The following is a 20580-nucleotide window of genomic DNA, read 5'->3' as shown; positions in this document are numbered from 1 at the left end:
GTACGTTTCCCGGCGTGTTCGCGCCCCGTCGGCACGTAGTCATCGTCAAGGCACCCCCTCTGTGGTGAACTCCCCTGTGTCCTGCGCCATTTGAGGAGACAGCGAGAGAGCAGGGGCCACCGTGACACGACGCACCGCACGACGCACCGGACGACTCAGAACCGCGTCGGCGATCTTCGCCGCATGGAGCGCGCTGACCGGGGCCGCCCTCGCCGGCGCGGCGCCGGCCGGCGCCGCGCCGATGACCGGCACCCCGGGCTTCAGCCGGCTCGCGCCGGGCGTGGGCTACACGGAGTTCGACATCCCGGCCGCCGCGGGTGTGACGCACGCGCACGTACTCGGCGTCGACCTCGGCAACCCCGACGTGAGCGTCGACCTGCTCACCCCCGGCGCGGTCGCCGCCCGGGCCACGGTCTCCCGGCTGACCGACGCCCAGGGGGCCGTCGCCGGCGTCAACGGCGACTTCTTCAACATCACCGAGACCCAGCACCCCGGCGTCGAGGCCACCGGCGCGCCCGTCGGCCCGGCCGTCGGAGGCGGCCGCGCGCTCAAGGCGGCCGTCCCGGACGGCCAGCGCTTCGGCCCCGCCCTGCCGCCCGGCACGAGCACCGAGGACGTGCTCGGGGTGGGGACGGACCGCAAGGCCCGCCTCGACAGCCTGGCGCTCGACGGGTCGGTCGAGACCGCGGGGACACGGCTTCCGCTCGGCGGCCTCAACCAGTACGCGCTGCCCGTGGGGTCGGTCGGGGCGTTCACCGCGGACTGGGGCCAGGTCTCGCGGGTGCGGGCCACTTGCGGGACGGACACCGACCGGGCCGCGCCCTGCAGCACCGACACCTACGAAGTGACGGTCCGGGACGGCAAGGTGGTGTCCTCGGCCGACACCCCCGGCAGCGGGCCCATCGCCCCGGACACCACCGTCCTGGTCGGCCGGGAGGCGGGCGCCCAGCAGCTGCGGAAGCTGTCCGTGGGCGAGGGTGCCGTGGTGCGGCACCGGCTGGTGGCGGCCGCGTCGAAGACCCCGTACCGCTTCGCCATCGGCGGCTACCCGGTCCTGCGCGCCGGCCGGCCGCCGGCGGGTCTCGACGACGTGACGTCGGCGGTACGGACCGCGGCGGGCGTCTCGGCCGGCGGCAGCCGGCTGTGGCTGCTGGCGCTGGACGGGGCACCCGGGTTCCGCAGCGGTCTCACCGTCGCGGAGGTCGCAAAGGCCATGAAGAAGCTCGGTGCGCGGGACGCGTTCAGTCTGGACGGCGGGGGCTCCACCACGCTGGCCGCCCGGGAACCGGGGTCGACCGCCTCGACCGTACGCAACCATCCCAGCGGCGGCGCCGAACGGCCGGTCCCCAACGGGATCGGCGTGTTCTCACGGGGGGCCTGACGCACCGGCCGTGAGCCCCCGTCACCGGCGCGGGCTCACGGCCGCAGACTGCTGACGATGTCGGCGGTCGCCGTGAACCCGTTGTGGATGGTCGGCGCCATGCTGGTGCTCGCGAGGTAGAAGCCGAGCAGCACACAGACCACGGCGTGCGAGGTCTTCAGCCCGCCGTTGCGCAGGAAGACCACCGTCAGGATCACCAGCAGCACTACAACAGAGATGGAAATTGCCACCGTCAGCCTCCTCCGCCACGACCACCCCGCGGCTTTCGGCCGCAAGTGTGGCGTAACGGAGGGTTCGTCCGCACGGCTGACGTGTACGCCGAACGTGTGTTGACTGCGCGTGACCGCGTTCAGTTCCCCTACGGCCGTCGGCGGGCGTCCAGGAAGGCCTCCAGGCCCGCGAGGTCGTCGGTGTTGAGGTGGTCGGCGTCCGCGGCGAGGAGCTCGCCCCAGACCGCGTCGCGGGCGGGGCCCGCCAGGTCCGGGGTGGCCCAGAACCGGACCCGCTGTCCACGCGAGTGCGCCGTCGAGATGATCCCGCGCAGCTTCCGCCGCTCGGCCTCGGGGAACGCGCCGACGCCCTGCCAGGTGAAGTTGAGCGTCCAGTTGTCGCTGATCAGCGGGATGAAGGAGGCCGGGGCCGGCACGGGGGCCAGCAGGTCGAGGAGCCGGCCGTCGTAGAAGGCGCGCCGCACGGTCTGAGCCTCCATCGGCACCCGGGCGGCCCGGTCGCCGGAGATCACGGCCGTCACCGCGCCGGGGCGGACGCGGCCGTGGGAGTACGTGGTGAACAGGTGCGGGTAGCGGCGCAGTCGGCGGTCGAGTTCGAGGTAGGTGGCCGCGCCCTCGGTCTTGATGTCGATCAGCAGTTGCAGCGGCTCGCGGTGCCCCCGGTACACCGACCCGCGGTTGGCCTTCACGCGGGCGGCGAGGGGGTTCAGGTAGAGGGACTCCAGTGTGCGGGCCGGGTCCAGCTCCACCGGGTCGTGGGCGACGAGGAGTTGGCCGTCGACGAGGTAGATGTCGGCCTCGACGCTGCCGAAGCGGTGGTCGAGCGCGTCGAGGAGGGGCCGGGGATGGAGGTAGTCGTTGTGCGCGTGGGCCCGCCACAGCGGGCGCGGGCGGTGCCTGTCCTCGCCCGCCTGCGCGTACGCGGGCAGGGCGATGCTGCCGGCCAGGCCGGCGGCGAGGGTGGTGAGGGCTCTGCGACGGGTGGTGAGGGCCATGTCTGCCTCCCTGGGAGTGCCGTACGGGGCCGCCGGGGCGCCCCGTACGGCGGAGTCGGGACTGGGGAGAGTATGGAGCGTGCGCATGGCCAAGGAGCAGGTTCGTGCCGCGAGTTGGCCGGACCGTCCCGGTGTGTTCACTTCGCCGGACCACCTCCGGCGGACGTTCACCCCGATGCCTGTCCGGCCCAGCCCACCGTCCGGTCGCACCACCGCTCCAGCAGCACCCGGTCGTGCCCGACGGCCAGCAGGCCCGCCCCGCTCTCCCGCCGGTAGGCCTCGACGACGCCGACCAGCGCGGCCGTGGTCGAGGCGTCGAGCATCGCCGTCATCTCGTCGCAGACGAGCCAGCGCGGCCGCAGCGCGAGCGCCCGGGCGAGACAGGCCCGCTGCAACTGGCCGTCGCTGACCTCGTGCGGCCGGCGGCCGAGCAGGTCCGCCGTGAGCCCGACGGTTTCGGCCAACTCGGGTACGGCGTCCACCGGCCGGCCGTTGGCCCGCAGCGGTTCGGCGATGAGCCGCGCGAGCGACAGCCGCGGGTCGGCCGACAGGCGCGGCTGCTGGAAGACGACCCCGAAGGAGGTGCGCTGGGCCCTGGGCGCGCGGTGCCGCCAACCACCCGCCGGCTCTCCGTCCAGGACCACCTGTCCGGCGTCGGGCCGGTGCAGCAGGGCGGCGACCCGCGCGAGCGTGGACTTGCCGCAGCCACTGGGGCCGTGGAGACCCACGGCCTCCCCCGCCCGCACGGTCAGGGAGACTCCCCGCACGACGGGGGCGCGGCGGTCGTAGCCCGCTGTGACGTTCCGCAGTTCAAGCACGGGCCACCGCCACGTGGTGGCAGGCGACGCCCGCCGTCAGCTCCGGTACGGCCTCGCACTCCTCGCTCGCCCGTCCGCAGCGGGCCGCGAAGGCGCAGCCCCGCGGCAGGGCGCCGAGTTCGGGCGGCAGGCCCGGGATCGGGGTGAAGTCCCGCTCGGGCAGGGCGTTCAGCAGGCCGCGCGCGTAGGGGTGGCGTGGGCCCGGCGCGCCGAAGAAGGCGGCGGCGTCGGTGATCTCCACGAGGCGTCCGGCGTACATCACGGCCACGCGGTCGGCGATGCGGCCGGCCGCCGCGAGATCGTGGGTGATCAGCAGCAGGGCGCGGTGGTCGCCGGTGTGGCGGCGCAGCTCGTCGACGGTCCGCTCGACGAGGTCGCGGTCGAGGCCGGTCGTCGGCTCGTCGGCGAGCAGCAGGGGCGCGTCCCCGACGAGGGCGAGCGCGGTGGCGGCCCGTTGCGCGAGTCCGCCGGACAGCTCGTGCGGATGACGGTCGAGATGATCCTCGGGGAACGAGGCCCGTCCGGCGGCGGTCCGCACGCCTTCCGGTCCGGAGCCGCCTGTCAATTCCCGTACGGTCTCGTCGAGTTGTGAGCGGACGGTGCGCACAGGGGTCAGGTGCGCCGCGGGGCTCTGCGGTACGAGTCCGACGCGGCGGCCTCGCACCCGGCGGGCCAGCACCCGTTCGTCCGCCGCCAGGAGGTCCAGCCCGTCGGCACCGGGCCCGCCGTCGCCGAGCACGGCCGAGCCGGCGACCGAGGCGTTTGCCGGCAGCAGGCCCAGCAGGGCCGAGGCGAGCACCGACTTGCCGCAGCCGCTCTCGCCGACGAGGGCCAGGCACTCCCCCGCGGCGAGGTCGAAGGAGACGTCCGTGACGGCGCGTACGTACGCCCCGTCGCGCATCCGGAAGCGTACGGACAGCCCTCGCACGGACAGCACGTTCCCGCTGCCGGTCCGGTCGGTTCGCGGTGTCACAGCATCAGCTCCGATCGGCGGCGGGGGTCGAGGCGTTCGCGCCAGGCGCCCGCGAGGCCCGCGACGGCCAGGGTGGCGACGATCGCGCACAGGCCGGGGAAGAGGGTGGGCCACCAGTCGCCGGCGAGCAGCGACCCGCGTGCGCCCTGCACCAGCGTGCCGAGGCTGGCCTGGTGCGTGGGCAGGCCCAACCCGAGGAAGGACAGAGCGGATTCGTGCCAGACGGCGTGCGGCACCATCAGCACGGCGGCGAGCCCGGCCTGGGGCAGCACGCCGGGCAGCAGGTGCCGTACGGCGACCCGGTACCGGGAGGCGCCGCCCGAGATCGCGGCGTCGACGTAGGGGCGGGAGCGCAGCGACAGCACCTCCGCGCGGACGATCCGGGCCGTCGACAGCCAGTGGGTGAGCGCGACCGACACGACGACCGGCCACACGCCCGGCCGGAACATCGCGACGATGAAGATGCCCAGGAGCAGATGCGGCACGGACGCGAAGACGTCCACCAGGCGCATCAGCAGCCGGTCGGGCCACCCGCCGAGGGCTCCGGCGAGCGCGCCGACGGCCGTGCCGACCACGGTGGCGACGACGGCGGCGACCACGCCCACCAGCAGCGAGACCCGCAGCCCGTGGACACAGCGCAGCAGCAGGTCCCGGCCGACGTCGTCGGTGCCGAACGGGTGGGCCGAGGACGGGGGTTGCAGCTTCGCCGCCAGGTCCACGGCCTGCTGGTCGAGCTGGGCGAAGGGCGGCACCAGGAGCACGGCCAGGACCAGCACGGTCACGACGGCGGCGGAGCCGCGCACCCGCCACGCGCGCGTGGAGCGCCGCACGACGGCGCGCGTCCGCCACACCTCGGTCTTCGCCGGTTCCGCGGAGATCCGGTTCGCTTCAGCCATCGAAGCCCACCCTCGGGTCCGCGAGCCCGTACAGCAGGTCCGCGAGGAGGTTCCCGGCCAGGACGGCGATCGTGGCGAGCACGGTCAGCGCGGCCAGCAGCGGGAAGTCGACGGCGGTGGCCGCCTCGACGGTCGCCGCCGCGATGCCGGGCCAGCTGAAGACGGTTTCCACGAGCAGGGCCCCGGTGATGAGTTCGGGTACGCGTGAGCCGATCAGGGTCAGTACCGGCAGCATCCCGGACCGCAGGGCGTGCCCCAGCAGGACCTTGCGCTCGGCGAGTCCACGCGCGCGTGCGCCGCGGACGGGGTCCTCCTGGAGCGCGTCACCGACGCCCTGGCGGACGTACAGCACGAACCACGGCAGCTGGGAGAGCGCCAGCACGGCCGCGGGCAGCACGAGGTGGCGCGCGACCTGGCCGGCGGTGACCACCGTGTTCCCGGTGTCGGTGAGACCGCCGGCGGGCAGCACGCCCAGGTGGAGCGCGAACAGCCACATCACCAGCAGCCCGAGCCAGAACGGGGGCGCCGCCTCCAGGGTGTAGGCCAGCGAGGTGACGGCCCTGTCCGTCCAGCCGCCCGGCCTGCGCGCGGCCAGGACCCCGAGCAGGCCGCCCAGCAGGACGGCGAGGAGGAACGCGGTGGCGGCCAGCAGGACGGACCAGCCGACGCGTTCGCCGATGACCTCGGCGACCGGCTGCCGCAGCGCGCCGGAGTCGCCGAGGTCGCCCCGTACGGCGGACGTCAGCCACTCCCACCAGCGCGTGACCAGGGGCCGGTCGGCGCCCAGGTTGGCACGCAACTGGTCGAGGGTCCGCTGCGAGGCGCTGAGCCCGGCCGTGCCCGCGTACGCCTTGACGGGGTCGAAGGGTGAAGCGGCGGCGATCGCGAAGACGCCGAACGTGACGGTCCCGAGGACGGGGACGGCGAACAGGGCCCGCCGCCCCGCCAGCCGCGCCATGGCGCCCCAGGGCGGCCCGCTCACGGCCGCCAGTCCTCGACGTTCCACCACGGTCCGGCCGCGAGACCGTGGTCGTGCGGTTCGACCTGCGTGGTGAGCTCGCCGAAGCGGTCGTCGACCACGTACAGGTGGTCGATGTGGGTCAGGAAGGTGTAGCCGGGGTTCTTCACCAGCTCGCGCTGCACGGTGTCGTAGGCGGCCTTCCGCTCGGCCCGGTCACCGCTCTCGCGGCCGGTCTCCAGGGCCCGGTCGACCTTCGCGTTGTCGTACCGACCCATGTTGTTGAAGCCGTCGCCGGCCAGGTCGGACCTGAGGAGCGGGTACTGGTCGAAGTCCGGGTCGGCCGGTGAGCCGCCGCCCGCGAGGACGGCGTCCTCGGGCATGCGCGGCTCGATGACCTCCCAGGTGCCCGCCTGCACCTTGATCTCGATGCCGATCTTCTTGGCGTCGGAGGCGTAGGCGAGGGCGTGGTCCTGGCGGAGCTTGTCGCCGGAGACGTACCAGAGCGGGAAGCTCGCGCGGACGCCGTCCTTCGTACGGATGCCGTCCTCGCCGGGCTTCCAGCCGGCCCCGTCGAGGATCGTCCGCGCCCTCTCGGGGTCGTACGTCCGCTCGGTGCCGTCGGTGAACCACTCACTGTCCGTCGGAACCGGGCCGTGGGCCACGCTGCCCGCGCCTTCGAGGATGCCGTCGAGCATGGCCTGCCGGTCGACGGCGACGTCGAGGGCGCGGCGCACGGCGGTGTCGCCCGCGACCTTGCTGCCGGTCGGCAGGGTGACCGTGCGGTAGTCGAAGCTCTTGGCCGCGTACGTCTTCCGCCCCGGCCCCTCGAAGGCCTTGGCCAGGTTCGGCGGCAGGATCGCGCCGTCGAGGTCGCCGGAGCGCAGCCGGGTGGCGCGCACGTCGTCGTCCTTGATGATCGCCATGGTGAAGCGCCCGATCTTCGGAGCGCCGCCCCAGTACCCGGGGTTGGCCTCCAGCACGAGTTGCTCGCCCTTGGACCACCTGGCGAGCCTGTACGGGCCGGTGCCGACGGGTTTCGTCCCGAACGAGCCGGTGTTGACGTCCTGTTCGCCGGCCAGGTGCTCCGGCGCGATGGGCAGCACCGTGCGCTCGGCGAAGGGCGCGTAGGGGTACTTGAGCCGGAAGACGACCGTGCCGTCGCCCTTCGCCTCGATGCGCTCGATCGCGTCCAGTTCGCCCTTGGAGGGGTTGTTGGTCCCCTCGTCGAGGATCGTCTCGTACGTGAAGACGACGTCCTCGGCGGTGAACGGCTCGCCGTCGCTGAACTTCACGCCCTCGCGCAGCTCGTACGTGTAGGTGCGCCCGCCGTCGGTGACCTTCGGCAGGGCCGCCGCGAGCGCGGGCTTCAGCTCCAGGTCGGCGTCGTGCGTGAGCAGCCCGTCGAAGATCTTGGAGTTGCCGTCCTTGCCGAAGCCCAGGAGCGGGCTCAGGGTCTCGGGTTCGTACGCGATGCCGACGACGGCGGAAGTCGCCGCGCCCCCGCCGTCGCTCTCGCCCGGTGCCGAACAGGCGGCGGAGCCGGCCGTCAGAACGGCCGCTGCCGCCAGGGCACCCGCACCTCGTATCGATCCGGCCCTCATCGCCGCCCCACCCCTAATGCAGATGATCAGTTATTGCGAACAGTTCGCAATTATGCATGAAGGCAAGGAGTGCGGCGGGAAAAACCGAAGGCCCGCCCCCCCTGCGGAGGGAGCGGGCCTTCGTGCCGTGCGCAGCACGCGCGTGCGTGTCCGAGGGTCAGGGGGCCTGGAGGTCCACCAGTTTCGCCAGCGCCTCCCGGTGGCTGCCCGCCGTTCCGTACGCGATCGAGTCGGCCTTGGCGCGCTTCAGGTAGAGGTGGACCGGGTGTTCCCAGGTCATCCCGATCCCGGCGTGCAGTTGGAGCGCCTCCTCGGCGGCGTGCACGGCGACCGGCGCCGCGTACGACTGGGCGAGGGCGACCGCCACGTCCGTGTCCGCGCTGCCGGTGGCGAGCGCGTCGGCCGCGTTGCGGGCCGCGGCCCGGGTGCTGACCGTCTCCAGCCACAGCTGGGCGAGCCGGTGCTTGAGCGCCTGGAAGCCGCCGACCGGGCGGTTGAACTGCTTGCGCTCCTTCAGGTAGCGGACCGTCTCCGTCAAGGACCATTCGGCCAGGCCGAGTTGCTCGGAGGCGAGCAGTCCGGCGCCGGTCCGCAGGGCGCGCCGTACGGCGGGGGCGGCGTCGCCGATCCGGCGGGCGGGCGCTCCGTCGAGGACGACCTTCGCGACCGGCCGGGTCAGGTCCAGGGACACCTGCGCGGTGACGGTCACGGCCTGCGCGTCGACCGCGTACAGCCCGCCGTCCTCGGCGGGGACGAGCAGCACGTCGGCGGCGGCCGCGTCCGCGATACCGGTCAACTCCCCGTGCAGGGTGCCGCCTTCGACCCGTACGGTCGTGCAGGCAGCGCCCGGGGCGACGTTCAGGGCGACGGCGAGGGCACCGACGCGCCGGCCGGACGCCAGCTCCGCCAGCAGGTCGTCGGCGTCGCACGCCAGGAGCGCCTCGGTGGCGACGACCGCGCTCGTCAGATAGGGCACGGGGGCGACCGAGCGGCCCAGCTCCTCCAGGACGACGGCCACTTCACGGTGGCCCGCGCCCTGGCCGCCGCGCTCCTCGGGCACCAGCAGGCCCGCCAGGCCCATGCCCTCGCCGAGCGCCTTCCACGCCTGGCGGTCGTACGGCGCGCCGGACTCGGTACGGGCGATCACGCCGGCCGGGTCGCAGTGGTCGGCGAGCAGGTCGCGGACGGCGGCGCGCAGCGCCTCCTCGTCCTGCGAGTACAGCAGGTCGGGCTGTGCGCGCTGCGTTGTCGTCGGGGTCATCGGGCGAGGTCCTTCCAGGCGACGTCCTTGTCGGTGCGCGGCTCGGAGGGCAGGCCCAGCACGCGTTCGGCGACGATGTTCAGCAGGACCTCGCTGGTCCCGCCCTCGATGCTGTTCCCCTTGGAACGGAGGTAGCGGTAGCCGGCCTCCCGGCCGGTGAAGTCCACCATTTCCGGGCGGCGCATCGTCCAGTCGTCGTACAGCAGCCCCTCCTCACCGAGGAGTTCGACCTCCAGGCCGCTGATCTCCTGGTTGAGGCGGGCGAACGCGAGCTTCATGCCGGAGCCCTCGGGGCCGGGCTGTCCCGCGACCATCTGCTGGCGCAGGCGTTCACCGGTGAGCCTCGCCACCTCGGCCTCGACCCACAGCTTCAGCAGCCGCTGGTGCAGGTCGTGGGTGCGCAGCTCCGGGCGTTCGCGCCAGGTCTTCGCGATGGGGCCGATCATCCCGCCCTCGCGGGGGATGCGCATGCCGCCGATGGAGACCCGCTCGTTCATGAGCGTGGTCTGCGCGACCCGCCAGCCGTCGCCGATCTCGCCGAGGCGGTGGGCGTCGGGGATGCGGACGTCGGTGAGGAACACCTCGTTGAACTCGGCCTCGCCGGTGATCTGGCGCAGGGGCCGCACCTCGACACCGGGGTCGGTCATGTCGCAGACGAAGTACGTGATGCCGCGGTGCTTGGGCGCGTCCGGGTCGGTGCGGGCGATGAGGATGGCCCAGCGGGCGACGTGGGCGCTGGACGTCCACACCTTCTGCCCGTTGACCACCCACGCGTCGCCCGCACGGACCGCACGGGTGCCGAGTGCGGCCAGGTCGGAGCCCGCGCCCGGCTCGCTGAACAGCTGGCACCAGACCTCCTCGCCCACCCACAGGGGCCGCAGGAAGCGGCGCTTGTGCTCCTCGGTCCCGAAGCCGAGGATCGTCGGCGCGGCCATGCCGAGGCCGATGCCGATGCGTCGCGGGTCGTTGTCGGGAGCGCCCGCGGCCTCCAGCTCGGCGTCCACGACGGCCTGCAGGGAGCGCGGCGCGCCGAGGCCGCCGAGCCCTTCCGGGTAGTGCACCCAGGCGAGGCCGGCGTCGAAGCGGGCCTTGAGGAAGTCCGTGCGGCCGGTGGTGGCGACCGGGTGGGCGGCCAGCAGCTCCTGGGTGCGGCGGCGCAGTCCGGCGGCGTCCACCGCTGCGCCCCCGCTCGCGGCGTCGGTCATGCGGCGGCTCCGTTCGCGAGGGTGTGGTCAGCGGTGTCCCCGAGGGAGGGCACCACGGCGACCCGGCCGGTGGTCACACCGTCGGCGACCCGCTGGACGGCGTCGGCGGCACCGGCCAGCGGCACGCGGGCGCTGACGAGCGGCTTGATCGCCCCGCGGGCGGCCAGTTCGGTCAGCTGCTCGTGGCAGCGCAGGACCAGCTTCGGGTCCTTGGTGTTGTAGAGGCCCCAGTGCAGGCCCATGATCGAGTAGTTCTTCACCAGGGCGTGGTTGAGCCCCGGGCTGGGGATCGTGCCGCTGGCGAAGCCGACGACGACGATCCGGCCCTCGAAGGCGACGAGCCTGGCGGACTGGGTGTAGGCGTCCCCGCCGACCGGGTCGTAGACCACGTCGGCGCCCCGGCCGCCGGTGGCCTCCTTGACGGCGGCGACGACGTCCTCGGCGCGCCGGTCCACGACGACGTCGCAGCCCAGTCCGCGGGCGACCACGGCCTTGTCCGCGCCGCCCACGACGCCGATGACGGTCGCCCCCGCCGCCTTCCCGAGCTGCACCGCCGCGCTGCCGACCCCTCCCGCGGCGGCGTGCACGAGCAGCGTCTCGCCGGCCTCCAGACGGGCCCGCCGGTGCAGGCCGAACCAGCCGGTCTGGTAGCCGATGTGCAGGGCGGCCGCCTCGGCGTCGTCCAGTGCCTCGGGCGCGGGCAGCAGGGCCGCGGCGTCCGCGACGGCGTACTCGGCGAAGCCGCCGTACGGCAGCGCGGGGTTGGCGATGACCCGGCGGCCGTCCTCGGTCTCGCCGCAGATCTCCACGCCGGGCGTGAACGGCAGCGGGGGCTTGACCTGGTACTGCCCCCGGCACATCAGGACGTCCGGGAAGTTGATGTTCGCCGCGCGCACCTTGAGCAGGACCCGGCCGTCGCCGGGCGTGGGCCGCTCCACCTCCGCGAGCCGCATCACCTCACCGGGCTCACCGTTCTCGTGCACTTGCCATGCCTGCATGCGGGGCCTCCACGGGACTGTGTCGGTACTGTTCGCACCTCGCGGTCCCACGCATACTAAGCGGTCGCTTGCCGATCAGGGAACAGTCGGTGGCGGTCGGCCTCAGTCCCCCTGCCCGCTCCTCCTGGGGCGTGCCCGCACGTGCATCCGCTCCCCCTGCCGCCCGAAGAGGCTCAGGAACTCCACGGGCCCCTCCCCCGTCGACCCGAACCAGTGCGGCACGCGGGTGTCGAACTCGGCGGCCTCCCCCGCGCCGAGCACCACGTCGTGGTCGCCGAGCACGAGGCGCAGCCGCCCCGACAGCACGTACAGCCACTCGTAGCCCTCGTGGACGCGCGGGTCCGGCTCCTGCTTGCGCTTCGGTTCGAGCACCTTGTAGGCCTGCAGACCGCCGGGCTGGCGGGTGAGCGGCCAGTGCGTACGGCCGTGCATGACGATCGGTTTCGCCGCGCGGACGCGCGGGTCGCCCACCTGCGGCGCTCCCACCAGTTCGTCCAGGGGCACCTGGTGGGCCCGGGCGATGGGCAGCAGCAGCTCCAGGCTGGGTTTGCGCAGGCCGGACTCCAGCCGGGAGAGGGTGCTGACGGAGATGCCGGTGGCGGTGGACAGGCCCGCGAGGGTGGCACCGCGTTCCTTGCGGATACGGCGCAGCCGGGGCCCGACCTCCGCGAGGACGCCCTCCGTGTCACGGTCCTCGTGGCCGTCATGGTCCTGGTGGCCCTGGTGCTCGCTCATACAGGTATTGCAGTTTCGGCAAAGGGATTTGTCAACAAGGGTGCTTCGGGGCGACCTTCTCGGTGGAGGTGGTCACCATGACCGATTCGTACGAAGTGGTCGTCGTCGGCGGCGGCACGGCCGGACTGTCCGCGGCGCTCGTCCTGGGGCGTGCGCGCCGCAGCGTGCTCGTGATCGACGCGGGTGAGCCGCGCAATGCGCCCGCCGCGCACATGCAGGGCTATCTGTCCCGGGACGGGATGGCGCCGGCGGAGTTCCTGGCCGTGGGCCGCGAGGAGATCGCGCGGTACGGCGTGGAGCTGGTCCGGGGCCGGGCGGTGGACGTGGCGCGGGACGCGGGCGGGGAGTTCGATGTGACGCTGGAAGGGGGGCGCGTGGTGCACGGGCGCCGGCTGTTCGTCGCCACCGGCCTCGCGGACGAGCTGCCGAAGGTGCCGGGGGTCGCCGAACGCTTCGGCCGCGACGTGCTGCACTGTCCCTACTGCCACGGCTGGGAGGTGCGCGACCAGGCCTTCGGCGTGCTGGCCACGACCCCGATGTCCGTGCACCAGGCCCTGATGGTGTCCCAGTGGTCCAAGGACGTGACCCTGTTCCTGCACACGGTCGCCGAGGAGGAGCTGACGGACGAGGACCTGCGCAGGCTCGCCGCGGCCGGGGTCGCCGTGGTGCCCGGTGAGGTCGCGGGCCTGGACGTCGTCGACGACCGGCTCACCGCGGTCCGGCTCGCGGACGGCACGGCGCACGAGCGTGCGGTGCTGTTCGTGGCGCCCCGGCCCGTCCCGCGCACCGGCCTGCTGGAACGGCTGGGCGCAGCGCTCCAGGAGACACCGTTCGGCTCGTACGCCGCGGTCGACGCGACGGGTCTGACGAGCGTGCCCGGCGTCTGGGCGGCGGGCAACGCGACCGGTTTCGGCGAGCAGGTCGTGAACGCGGCGAGCGGCGGCTACCGGGCCGGCGCCACGATCAACGGAGAACTCCTCTTCGCGGACCTCGACGCGACGGCCCGGACCTGAGAGCGCGCCCGAGCGGAAGCGCCACTCCGGCCGGGCGACGCGACGCGACCGGGCGGCACAGCGCGGGCAGGCCGGCGGGCGGCGCAGCACGGTGTGGCGCGACGCGGTCGGGGGGCACAGCGCGGGCAGGCAGGCGCCCGGCACAGCGCTGCTCGGGCGGCCGGACGGGCGCAGCGGCGCCCGGGCAGGCGGTTGGCCGGGCAGGCGGCGCAGCGCCGGACGGGCCGGCGGGCGGCGCAGCACGGTGTGGCGCGACGCGGTCGGGCGACGCAACGCGGGCAGGCGGGCGCCCGGCGCAGCGCCGCTCGGGCGGCCGGCCGGCCGGGCGAGGGCGGCGTTCGGGCAGGTGGCCGGACGGGCGCGGTGGCGTTCGGGTGGGTGGGCGGAGTGCCGTTGCCGCTCGGGGGTGGCCCGCGGGACCATGTGCGCCCGGGGGCGCGGACCCGTCCGTCCAGGTGTAGACCGGGCGTCCGCGTAGCACCATGACTGCATGCTGTTGTCCCGGCTCGCCCAGGTGTCCCAGGAGGTCGCCGCCACTTCGGCGCGGACCCGGAAGACCGTTCTGCTCGCGGAGCTGTTCCGGGACGCGGAGGCGGCCGACGTGCCGATCGTCATCCCCTATCTGGCGGGCCGCCTGCCCCAGGGGCGGCTCGGCGTCGGCTGGAAGACCCTCGGCACGCCCGTCCCGCCCGCCGAGCGGCCCACGCTGACCGTGCGGGAGGTGGACGCCCGCCTCACGGAACTCGGCGCGGTCTCCGGCGCCGGCTCGCAGGCGCGGCGGGCCCGCCTGGTCGGGGAACTGATGGGCGCGGCCACCGGGCCGGAGCAGAGGTTCCTGCTCGCACTGCTCGGCGGAGAGCTGCGGCAGGGCGCCCTCGACGCCCTAGCGGTCGAAGGACTGGCCCGGGCGACCGGGGCGCCCCCCGCCGACGTACGCAGGGCGGTGATGCTGGCCGGCTCGCTGCAGACGGTGGCCGAGCGGCTGCTCGCCGAAGGGCCTGGGTCCCTGGAGGAGTTCCGGCTCACCGTCGGCCGGCCCGTGTGGCCGATGCTGGCGCACAGCGCCCCGTCCGTCGCCGAGGCCGTCGACAAGCTCGGCACCTGTGTGGTCGAGGAGAAACTCGACGGCATCCGCGTCCAGGTGCACCGCGACGGCGACGTCGTACGCGTGTACACCCGCACCCTCGACGACATCACCGGCCGGCTGCCCGAGATCACCCGGGCCGCACGGGAGCTGCGGGGCGATCGTTTCATCCTGGACGGCGAGGTCCTCGCGCTCGACGCGGACGGGCGGCCCCGGCCCTTCCAGGAGACCGCGGGCCGCGTGGGCTCCCGGGTGGACGTCACCACCGCCGCCGGGACCGTGCCCGTCTCCCCCGTCTTCTTCGACGTCCTGGCCGTGGACGGCCGGGACCTGCTCGACCTGCCGTTCGCCGACCGCCACGTGGAGCTCGCCCGGCTGGTCCCCGAGCCGATGCGCGTACGACGCCTCCTCGTGCCGGACCCCACGGACGAGGCGGCGCGGGCCGCCGCCGAGCGGTTCGCTGCCGACACGCTCGCGCGCGGCCACGAGGGCGTGGTCCTCAAGTCCCTCGACGCCCCCTACAGCGCGGGCCGCCGCGGAGCCTCCTGGCTGAAGGTCAAGCCCGTCCACACACTCGACCTGGTGGTACTGGCCGCCGAGTGGGGCAGCGGGCGGCGCACCGGCAAGCTCTCCAACCTGCACCTGGGGGCGCGCAGGCCGGACGGCTCGTTCGCCATGCTGGGCAAGACCTTCAAGGGCCTCACCGACGTGATGCTGGCCTGGCAGACCGAGCGGCTGAAGGAGCTCGCCGTCGACCCCGTCGGGGAGAGCGGCCCGGTGGTGACCGTCCGTCCCGAGCTGGTCGTGGAGATCGCGTACGACGGTCTGCAGCGCTCCACCCGCTACCCCGCGGGTGTCGCCCTGCGTTTCGCCCGGGTGCTGCGTCACCGCGAGGACAAGAGCCCGGCGGAGGCCGACACCGTGGAGACGGTGCTCGCCGCGCACCCGGGGGTCGCCCCGTGAGCGCCGCCGTGCGACGCAGCGCGGGCCTGCTCCTGTTCCGGCGCTCCGAGCGGGGCGTCGAGGTGCTGCTCGGGCACATGGGCGGTCCGCTCTTCGCCCGGCGCGACGCCGGGGCGTGGTCCGTGCCGAAGGGCGAGTACGAGCCCGGCGAACCTGCCTGGGACGCCGCCCGCCGCGAGTTCCAGGAGGAGCTGGGTCTGCCGCCGCCCGACGGCGAGGCCGTCCCGCTGGGCGAGGTCACCCAGGCGAACGGCAAGATCGTCACGGTCTGGGCCGTCGAGGCGGACCTCGACCCGGCGACGACGGTCCCCGGCACGTTCAGCATGGAATGGCCCCGCGGTTCGGGCCGCTTCCAGGAGGTCCCCGAACTGGACCGGGTGGAATGGCTGTCCCTGGACCGCGCCAGAGCCGTACTGGTCAGGGCCCAGGCGGAGTTCCTGGACCGGTTGGAAGCGCATATGCGCTGACGAGAGGGGCACGCGCCCTTTCTGGGCACGCCCCGTCAGAGGCGTGCAGAAGGGGCGCGGGGAACCGCGCGAGCTGGGGGGGCACCTCCCGGCCGAAGGCTGGGGGACCACGACGTACCCGCACCCGACGTACCGCACCAGGAGGAAGAAGCAATGCCCATCGCAACCGTGAACCCGGCAACGGGGGAAACCCTCAAGACCTACGACGCCCTCGGCGACGAGGAGATCGAGCACCGCCTCGCCACGGCGGAGGCGGCGTTCCGCACCCACCGCACCACCTCGTTCGCCGAGCGCGCGCGTCTGCTGCACCGAGCGGCCGACCTCCTGGAGGCCGACGCGCGGGACATCGGCCGGATCATGACCACCGAGATGGGCAAGCCCGTCAAGCAGGCCCGCGCCGAGGCGGCGAAGTGCGCGAAGGCGATGCGCTGGTACGCCGACCACGCCGAGGAGCTCCTCGCCGACGAGGAGGGCGCCAAGGCCGACGCGGAGGACTCCGGCGCCTCCCGCGTCCTGGTGCGCTACCGCCCGCTCGGGCCGGTCCTCGCCGTCATGCCCTGGAACTTCCCGCTCTGGCAGGTGGTCCGCTTCGCCGCGCCCGCGCTGATGGCCGGCAACGTCGGGCTGCTCAAGCACGCCTCGAACGTCCCGCAGACCGCCCTCTACCTGGAGGACCTGTTCCGCCGGGCGGGCTACCCGGAGGGCTGTTTCCAGACGCTGCTCGTCGGCTCGGGCGCGATCGAGGACATCCTGCGCGACCCGCGGATCAAGGCGGCCACCCTGACCGGCAGCGAACCGGCCGGCCGCGCGGTCGCCTCGGTCGCCGGGGACGAGGTCAAGAAGACCGTCCTGGAGCTGGGCGGCAGCGACCCGTACGTGGTGATGCCCTCGGCCGACATCGAGCGGGCGGCGAAGACCGCGGTGACGGCCCGGGTGCAGAACAACGGGCAGTCCTGCATCGCCGCCAAGCGGTTCATCGTGCACACGGACGTCTTCGACGCGTTCGCCGAACGCTTCACCGAGGGCATGAAGGCCCTCACGGTCGGCGACCCGCTGGACGAGGGCACGGACGTCGGGCCGGTCGCCACCGAGCAGGGCCGCGACGACCTGACGGAACTGGTCGACGACGCCGTCGAGGCCGGGGCGACCGTGCTGTGCGGCGGGGAGCTGCCCGACGGGGACGGCTGGTACTACCCGCCGACGGTCCTCGCCGACATCACCCCCGAGATGCGCATCCACCAGGAGGAGACGTTCGGGCCGGTCGCCACGCTCTACCGGGCGGCAGACCTGGACGAGGCGGTGGCCATCGCCAACGACACGCCGTTCGGACTGAGTTCCAACGTGTGGACGCGCGACGAGGCCGAGACCGAGCGGTTCGTACGGGATCTGGAGGCCGGCGGTGTCTACTTCAACGGGATGACGGCGTCCCACCCGGCGTTCCCGTTCGGCGGGGTCAAGCGGTCGGGTTACGGGCGTGAGCTGTCGGGGCACGGAATCCGAGAGTTCTGCAACATCACCACCGTATGGCACGGAGCGTGAGCGTTCCGCAGCTACGATCCCCCCTGTGAACCGCGAAGTGACCCTGCCTCTGATCGTCGACGACCGCGGGACCCTGCAGGTGGCTGCCGCCGATGTGAGCAAGCTGCTGCGCACGATGGGGGGACGGTGGCTGCATCTGGTCGAGGCCGGGCAGGACGGGCTCGACGAGGACACCGTCGCCGCGCTCACGATCGAGCTGGCGAAGCTGGCCGACCGGATCGATGTGGCGTGCATCGCGCACAGCAGCGGGACGACCTCCGGCGGTTAACGGGAGCACTGCGGTCGTTCGCACGGTGCCGGTGCGTCGTGGCCCCCCGGCCTTCGGCCGGGATGCCCCCGGCTCGCGCGGTTCCCCGCGCCTCTGAAGGGGCGCGCCTTCACCGGGCCCTCTCCGGGAGCGCTGTCCCCGGTCTGGCGTAGTCCCGCGCGATATCCGGGCTCTCCCGGGTGATCGTGGGGGGACCACCCACTGCCGAGGAGAGCGCGTCCCGGCGGGCGAGAGAAGGCGCAGGCTCATGGCGACTTTGTGCAGACCCGCGGTCTCCGTTCCGGAATACGTCATCACGATGGAGGAGACGCTCGAACTGGCGCGTTCCCGCCATCCGGACCACCCCCAACTGCCGCTCGCGCTGAGGCTGATCGAGAACACCGGCGTACGCACGCGGCACATCGTGCAGCCCATCGAGGAGACGCTGAAGCATCCGGGCTTCGCGGAACGCAACAAGGTGTACGAGGCCGAGGCCAAGGCCCGTGTCCCGGCCGTCGTCCGGCGGGCGCTCGACGACGCGGAGGTCCGGCCCGCCGACATCGATGTGATCATCTACGTCTCGTGCACGGGCTTCATGATGCCCTCGATGACGGCGTGGCTGATCAACGAGATGGGTTTCAGGAGCGACACCCGCCAGATACCCATGGCACAGCTCGGCTGCGCGGCCGGCGGCGCCGCGATCAACCGGGCGCACGACTTCTGCTCGGCCTACCCCGAGGCCAACGCGCTCATCGTGGCCTGCGAGTTCTGCTCGCTGTGCTACCAGCCGACCGACCTCGGCGTGGGCTCGCTGCTGTGCAACGGCCTGTTCGGCGACGGGATCGCCGCCGCGGTGGTCCGCGGACAGGGCGGCGAGGGCATCCGCCTGGAGCGCAACGGCTCGTACCTGATCCCCAGGACCGAGGACTGGATCATGTACGACGTGCGGGCCACCGGCTTCCACTTCCTGCTGGACAAGCGGGTGCCGGCCACCATGGAGCCGCTGGCCCCCGCCCTCCAGGAACTCGCGGGCCAGCACGGCTGGGACGCCTCGGACCTGGACTTCTACATCATCCACGCCGGGGGCCCGCGGATCCTCGACGACCTGAGCAAGTTTCTCCAGGTGGAGCCGGAGGCCTTCCGGTTCAGCCGGGCGACGCTCACCGAGTACGGGAACATCGCCAGCGCCGTCGTCCTGGACGCGCTGCGCCGGCTGTTCGACGAGGGGGGCGCCCGCGAGGGGGCCCGCGGCCTGCTCGCCGGCTTCGGACCGGGGATCACGGCCGAGATGGCCCTGGGCCGCTGGCACCGCACGGACGACGGGCGGCGGGCGCGCGACGGGCACCGGAGGAACGACAAGGAGACGGCGGCACGATGACCCTGAGCGAAGAGACGGCGGCGGCTCCCCCGGTACGGCACTGGCCGGCCCTGGACCTGACCGGGGTCGACTTCGACCCCGTCCTGTCCGAGCTGATGCGCGAGGGCCCGATCAACCGCATCCAGCTCCCCAACGGCGAGGGCTGGGCCTGGCTGGTCACCCGCTACGAGGACGTACGGCTGGTGACGAACGACCCGCGCTTCAGCCGCGCGGCGGTGCTCGGCCGCGAGGTCACCCGCCTCGCACCGCACTTCATCCCGGCGGCCGGCGCGATGAGCTTCGTCGACAAGCCCGACCACTCCCGGCTGCGCAGGGCGGTGAACGCCGCGTTCACCACGCGTGGCATCGAGCGTCTGCGGGCCGGCGCCGGGCGGACGCTCGACACGATGGTCGACGAGATGCTGCGGGACGGACCGCCGGCCGACCTGATCGACCGGGTGCTGGCACCCTTCCCGATGAAGGTCATCTGCGAGCTGATGGGGGTCCCGGCCGACGACCGGCACACCCTGCACACCTGGACGCAGGCGATCCTCTCGTCCTCGCAGGGCGCCGCGGCCAGTGAGCGGGCCAAGCGGGACATGGAGGTCTACTTCCGCAAACTGATCGCGGAGCGCCGCGACGCCACCGGTGAGGACGTGACCTCGCTGCTCGGCGCGGCGGTGGGCCGGGGTGACATCACCGAGGAGGAGGCGGTGGCGCTGGCGGGCCCGATCCAGATCGGCGGCGAGGCCGTCACCAACAACACCGGGCAGATGCTCTACATCCTCATGACCAGGCCCGCGCTGTTCGACCGGCTGCGCGACGAGCCGGAGCTGCGCCCCCGGGCCCTCGACGAACTGCTGCGGTACATCCCGCACCGCAACGCCGTCGGCCTGTCCCGGATCGCCACCGAGGACGTCGTCCTGCACGGCGTGCGGATCAGGAAGGACGACCCGATCTACGTGTCCTACCTGGCCGCCAACCGGGACCCGGACGTCTTCCCGGACCCCGAGCGGATCGACTTCGACCGCGGGCCCAACCCGCATGTGGCGTTCGGGCACGGTCCGCACTACTGCGTGGGCGCCATGCTCGCCCGCCTGGAGTCGGAGCTGATGGTGAACACCCTCCTCGACCGGATCCCGACGCTGCGCCTGTCCGTCTCGGCGGACGAGGTGCCGTGGCGGCGCGGCGCGCTGATCCGCGGGCCCGAGGCCCTGCCCGTCACCTGGTGAACGCGCTCACGCCGCCCGAGGGCCTGCTGGTGCCTCCGGGGCACGGCCGTACGGTCCGGACCCCGGCCCAGCACGTGACGTTCAAGGTGACCGGCACGCATTCGCGGGCGGCGTCCAGCTTCGAGGTGGTCGTGCCGCCGGGCTTCGACGTCGGCGCGCACGTGCACACGCGCAGCGAGGAGCTGTTCTACGTCCTGGAGGGCGAGCTGGACGTGCTCGCCTTCGAGCCGCTGGTCCGCACACCCGACCGCTGGCAGCGCTGGCAGTCGGGTTCGGGCAACCGGGTGGTGCGGGCGACGCCGGGCACGGTGATCGTCGTACCGCCCGGCTGTCCGCACGCGTTCGCCAACCCCACGGACACGCCGGCGAAGATGTTCTTCCAGGCGTCCCCGCCGCCGGACCACGAGCGCTACTTCGAGGAGCTGCTGAAGATCCTGGATGCGGAGGGCCCGCCGGACGTGGCCGCGATCGAGGAGCTGCGGTCGCGGTACGACATCGAGCAGCTGACGCCGCTGCGGCACGGGTAGCTTTCGGCTCGTGGGACAGTGCGGGCCCGGTGGGGGCCGGTCGCGCGGTTCCCCGCGCCCCTGAAGGGCGAGAAACCGGGGCGCAGCCCCGTCGTGC

General features: G+C 73.5%; 20 protein-coding genes. 9 read left to right on the top strand and 11 right to left on the bottom strand.

Going from position 1 to position 20580, the window contains the following annotated elements; all coding sequences use genetic code 11:
• Positions 1-121 precede the first annotated feature (121 nt).
• Complete coding sequence (locus QFZ75_RS34130) at positions 122-1381, top strand: phosphodiester glycosidase family protein (RefSeq protein ID WP_373465982.1); 1260 nt, start codon at positions 122-124, stop codon at positions 1379-1381.
• Between the two features lie 35 nt (positions 1382-1416).
• On the opposite strand, the gene QFZ75_RS34125 is transcribed toward QFZ75_RS34130, so the two are convergent.
• From QFZ75_RS34125 to QFZ75_RS34075, 11 genes are all read right to left on the bottom strand, one after another.
• Entirely contained in the window at positions 1417-1611 is a 195-nt protein-coding gene (locus QFZ75_RS34125) for a hypothetical protein (RefSeq protein ID WP_307543136.1), read from the bottom strand.
• A 128-nt stretch (positions 1612-1739) separates the two neighbouring features.
• Positions 1740-2606 carry a phosphatidylinositol-specific phospholipase C/glycerophosphodiester phosphodiesterase family protein gene (locus tag QFZ75_RS34120; protein ID WP_307543134.1) on the bottom strand — a complete coding sequence of 289 codons (867 nt, stop codon included), beginning with the start codon at positions 2604-2606 and terminating at the stop codon, positions 1740-1742.
• A 167-nt stretch (positions 2607-2773) separates the two neighbouring features.
• Positions 2774-3424, bottom strand: a complete 651-nt coding sequence (locus QFZ75_RS34115) for an ABC transporter ATP-binding protein (RefSeq protein WP_307543132.1) — start codon at positions 3422-3424, stop codon at positions 2774-2776.
• On the bottom strand, positions 3417-4325 hold the full coding sequence (locus QFZ75_RS34110; protein ID WP_307544971.1) for an ABC transporter ATP-binding protein: 909 nt from the start codon (positions 4323-4325) through the stop codon (positions 3417-3419). The genes QFZ75_RS34115 and QFZ75_RS34110 overlap by 8 nt, the downstream gene beginning before the upstream one ends.
• A gap of 68 nt (positions 4326-4393) precedes the next feature.
• Complete coding sequence (locus tag QFZ75_RS34105; protein ID WP_307543130.1) at positions 4394-5293, bottom strand: ABC transporter permease; 900 nt, start codon at positions 5291-5293, stop codon at positions 4394-4396.
• Complete coding sequence (locus QFZ75_RS34100) at positions 5286-6251, bottom strand: ABC transporter permease (RefSeq protein WP_307544969.1); 966 nt, start codon at positions 6249-6251, stop codon at positions 5286-5288. Before QFZ75_RS34100 ends, QFZ75_RS34105 begins: the two co-directional genes overlap by 8 nt.
• Positions 6252-6271: 20 nt before the next feature.
• Complete coding sequence (locus QFZ75_RS34095) at positions 6272-7855, bottom strand: ABC transporter substrate-binding protein (protein WP_307543128.1); 1584 nt, start codon at positions 7853-7855, stop codon at positions 6272-6274.
• A 157-nt stretch (positions 7856-8012) separates the two neighbouring features.
• Entirely contained in the window at positions 8013-9116 is a 1104-nt protein-coding gene (locus tag QFZ75_RS34090) for an acyl-CoA dehydrogenase family protein (protein WP_307543126.1), read from the bottom strand.
• On the bottom strand, positions 9113-10321 hold the full coding sequence (locus QFZ75_RS34085) for an acyl-CoA dehydrogenase family protein (RefSeq protein WP_307543124.1): 1209 nt from the start codon (positions 10319-10321) through the stop codon (positions 9113-9115). The genes QFZ75_RS34090 and QFZ75_RS34085 overlap by 4 nt, the downstream gene beginning before the upstream one ends.
• On the bottom strand, positions 10318-11319 hold the full coding sequence (locus QFZ75_RS34080) for an NADPH:quinone oxidoreductase family protein (RefSeq protein WP_307543122.1): 1002 nt from the start codon (positions 11317-11319) through the stop codon (positions 10318-10320). The genes QFZ75_RS34085 and QFZ75_RS34080 overlap by 4 nt, the downstream gene beginning before the upstream one ends.
• Before the next feature lie 102 nt (positions 11320-11421).
• Positions 11422-12054: a helix-turn-helix domain-containing protein gene (locus tag QFZ75_RS34075; RefSeq protein ID WP_307543120.1), complete on the bottom strand. Its 633-nt coding sequence runs from the start codon at positions 12052-12054 to the stop codon at positions 11422-11424.
• A 77-nt stretch (positions 12055-12131) separates the two neighbouring features.
• Here QFZ75_RS34075 and QFZ75_RS34070 point away from each other — a divergent pair, with 77 nt between their 5' ends.
• The 8 genes from QFZ75_RS34070 to QFZ75_RS34035 all read left to right on the top strand — a co-directional run bounded on the left by QFZ75_RS34070 (position 12132) and on the right by QFZ75_RS34035 (position 20483).
• On the top strand, positions 12132-13067 hold the full coding sequence (locus tag QFZ75_RS34070; RefSeq protein WP_307543118.1) for an NAD(P)/FAD-dependent oxidoreductase: 936 nt from the start codon (positions 12132-12134) through the stop codon (positions 13065-13067).
• A gap of 490 nt (positions 13068-13557) precedes the next feature.
• Positions 13558-15114 carry an ATP-dependent DNA ligase gene (locus tag QFZ75_RS34065; RefSeq protein WP_307543116.1) on the top strand — a complete coding sequence of 519 codons (1557 nt, stop codon included), beginning with the start codon at positions 13558-13560 and terminating at the stop codon, positions 15112-15114.
• 8 nt (positions 15115-15122) lie between these two features.
• The gene (locus QFZ75_RS34060) at positions 15123-15581 is read left to right on the top strand and encodes an NUDIX domain-containing protein (RefSeq protein WP_373466073.1); all 459 of its coding nucleotides are present in this window, start codon (positions 15123-15125) and stop codon (positions 15579-15581) included.
• 153 nt (positions 15582-15734) lie between these two features.
• On the top strand, positions 15735-17120 hold the full coding sequence (locus tag QFZ75_RS34055; protein WP_307543113.1) for an NADP-dependent succinic semialdehyde dehydrogenase: 1386 nt from the start codon (positions 15735-15737) through the stop codon (positions 17118-17120).
• 25 nt (positions 17121-17145) lie between these two features.
• Positions 17146-17388, top strand: coding sequence for a DUF6213 family protein (locus QFZ75_RS34050; RefSeq protein ID WP_307543111.1), 243 nt, complete (start codon positions 17146-17148; stop codon positions 17386-17388).
• 247 nt (positions 17389-17635) lie between these two features.
• Positions 17636-18745, top strand: a complete 1110-nt coding sequence (locus tag QFZ75_RS34045; RefSeq protein ID WP_307543110.1) for a type III polyketide synthase — start codon at positions 17636-17638, stop codon at positions 18743-18745.
• A complete protein-coding gene (locus QFZ75_RS34040; protein WP_307543108.1) occupies positions 18742-19956 on the top strand; it encodes a cytochrome P450 in 1215 nt (404 codons plus the stop codon). Before QFZ75_RS34045 ends, QFZ75_RS34040 begins: the two co-directional genes overlap by 4 nt.
• Positions 19953-20483, top strand: a complete 531-nt coding sequence (locus QFZ75_RS34035) for a cupin domain-containing protein (RefSeq protein ID WP_307543106.1) — start codon at positions 19953-19955, stop codon at positions 20481-20483. Before QFZ75_RS34040 ends, QFZ75_RS34035 begins: the two co-directional genes overlap by 4 nt.
• The last annotated feature ends 97 nt before the right edge of the window (positions 20484-20580 follow it).

The organism is Streptomyces sp. V3I8, assembly GCF_030817535.1.
Classification (GTDB): domain Bacteria; phylum Actinomycetota; class Actinomycetes; order Streptomycetales; family Streptomycetaceae; genus Streptomyces.
This window is presented reverse-complemented; position numbering and strand designations above follow the sequence as displayed.

Excerpts from the sequence above, each read along its gene's own strand:
- QFZ75_RS34120 (WP_307543134.1), bottom strand. The coding sequence starts at position 2,606 with ATGGCCCTCACCACCCGTCGCAGAGCCCTCACCACCCTCGCCGCCGGC.
- QFZ75_RS34110 (WP_307544971.1), bottom strand. The coding sequence starts at position 4,325 with ATGCGCGACGGGGCGTACGTACGCGCCGTCACGGACGTCTCCTTCGAC.
- QFZ75_RS34105 (WP_307543130.1), bottom strand. The coding sequence starts at position 5,293 with ATGGCTGAAGCGAACCGGATCTCCGCGGAACCGGCGAAGACCGAGGTG.
- QFZ75_RS34100 (WP_307544969.1), bottom strand. The coding sequence starts at position 6,251 with ATGGCGCGGCTGGCGGGGCGGCGGGCCCTGTTCGCCGTCCCCGTCCTC.
- QFZ75_RS34095 (WP_307543128.1), bottom strand. The coding sequence starts at position 7,855 with ATGAGGGCCGGATCGATACGAGGTGCGGGTGCCCTGGCGGCAGCGGCC.
- QFZ75_RS34090 (WP_307543126.1), bottom strand. The coding sequence starts at position 9,116 with ATGACCCCGACGACAACGCAGCGCGCACAGCCCGACCTGCTGTACTCG.
- QFZ75_RS34085 (WP_307543124.1), bottom strand. The coding sequence starts at position 10,321 with ATGACCGACGCCGCGAGCGGGGGCGCAGCGGTGGACGCCGCCGGACTG.
- QFZ75_RS34080 (WP_307543122.1), bottom strand. The coding sequence starts at position 11,319 with ATGCAGGCATGGCAAGTGCACGAGAACGGTGAGCCCGGTGAGGTGATG.
- QFZ75_RS34075 (WP_307543120.1), bottom strand. The coding sequence starts at position 12,054 with ATGAGCGAGCACCAGGGCCACCAGGACCATGACGGCCACGAGGACCGT.
- QFZ75_RS34070 (WP_307543118.1), top strand. The coding sequence starts at position 12,132 with ATGACCGATTCGTACGAAGTGGTCGTCGTCGGCGGCGGCACGGCCGGA.
- QFZ75_RS34065 (WP_307543116.1), top strand. The coding sequence starts at position 13,558 with ATGCTGTTGTCCCGGCTCGCCCAGGTGTCCCAGGAGGTCGCCGCCACT.
- QFZ75_RS34055 (WP_307543113.1), top strand. The coding sequence starts at position 15,735 with ATGCCCATCGCAACCGTGAACCCGGCAACGGGGGAAACCCTCAAGACC.
- QFZ75_RS34045 (WP_307543110.1), top strand. The coding sequence starts at position 17,636 with ATGGCGACTTTGTGCAGACCCGCGGTCTCCGTTCCGGAATACGTCATC.
- QFZ75_RS34040 (WP_307543108.1), top strand. The coding sequence starts at position 18,742 with ATGACCCTGAGCGAAGAGACGGCGGCGGCTCCCCCGGTACGGCACTGG.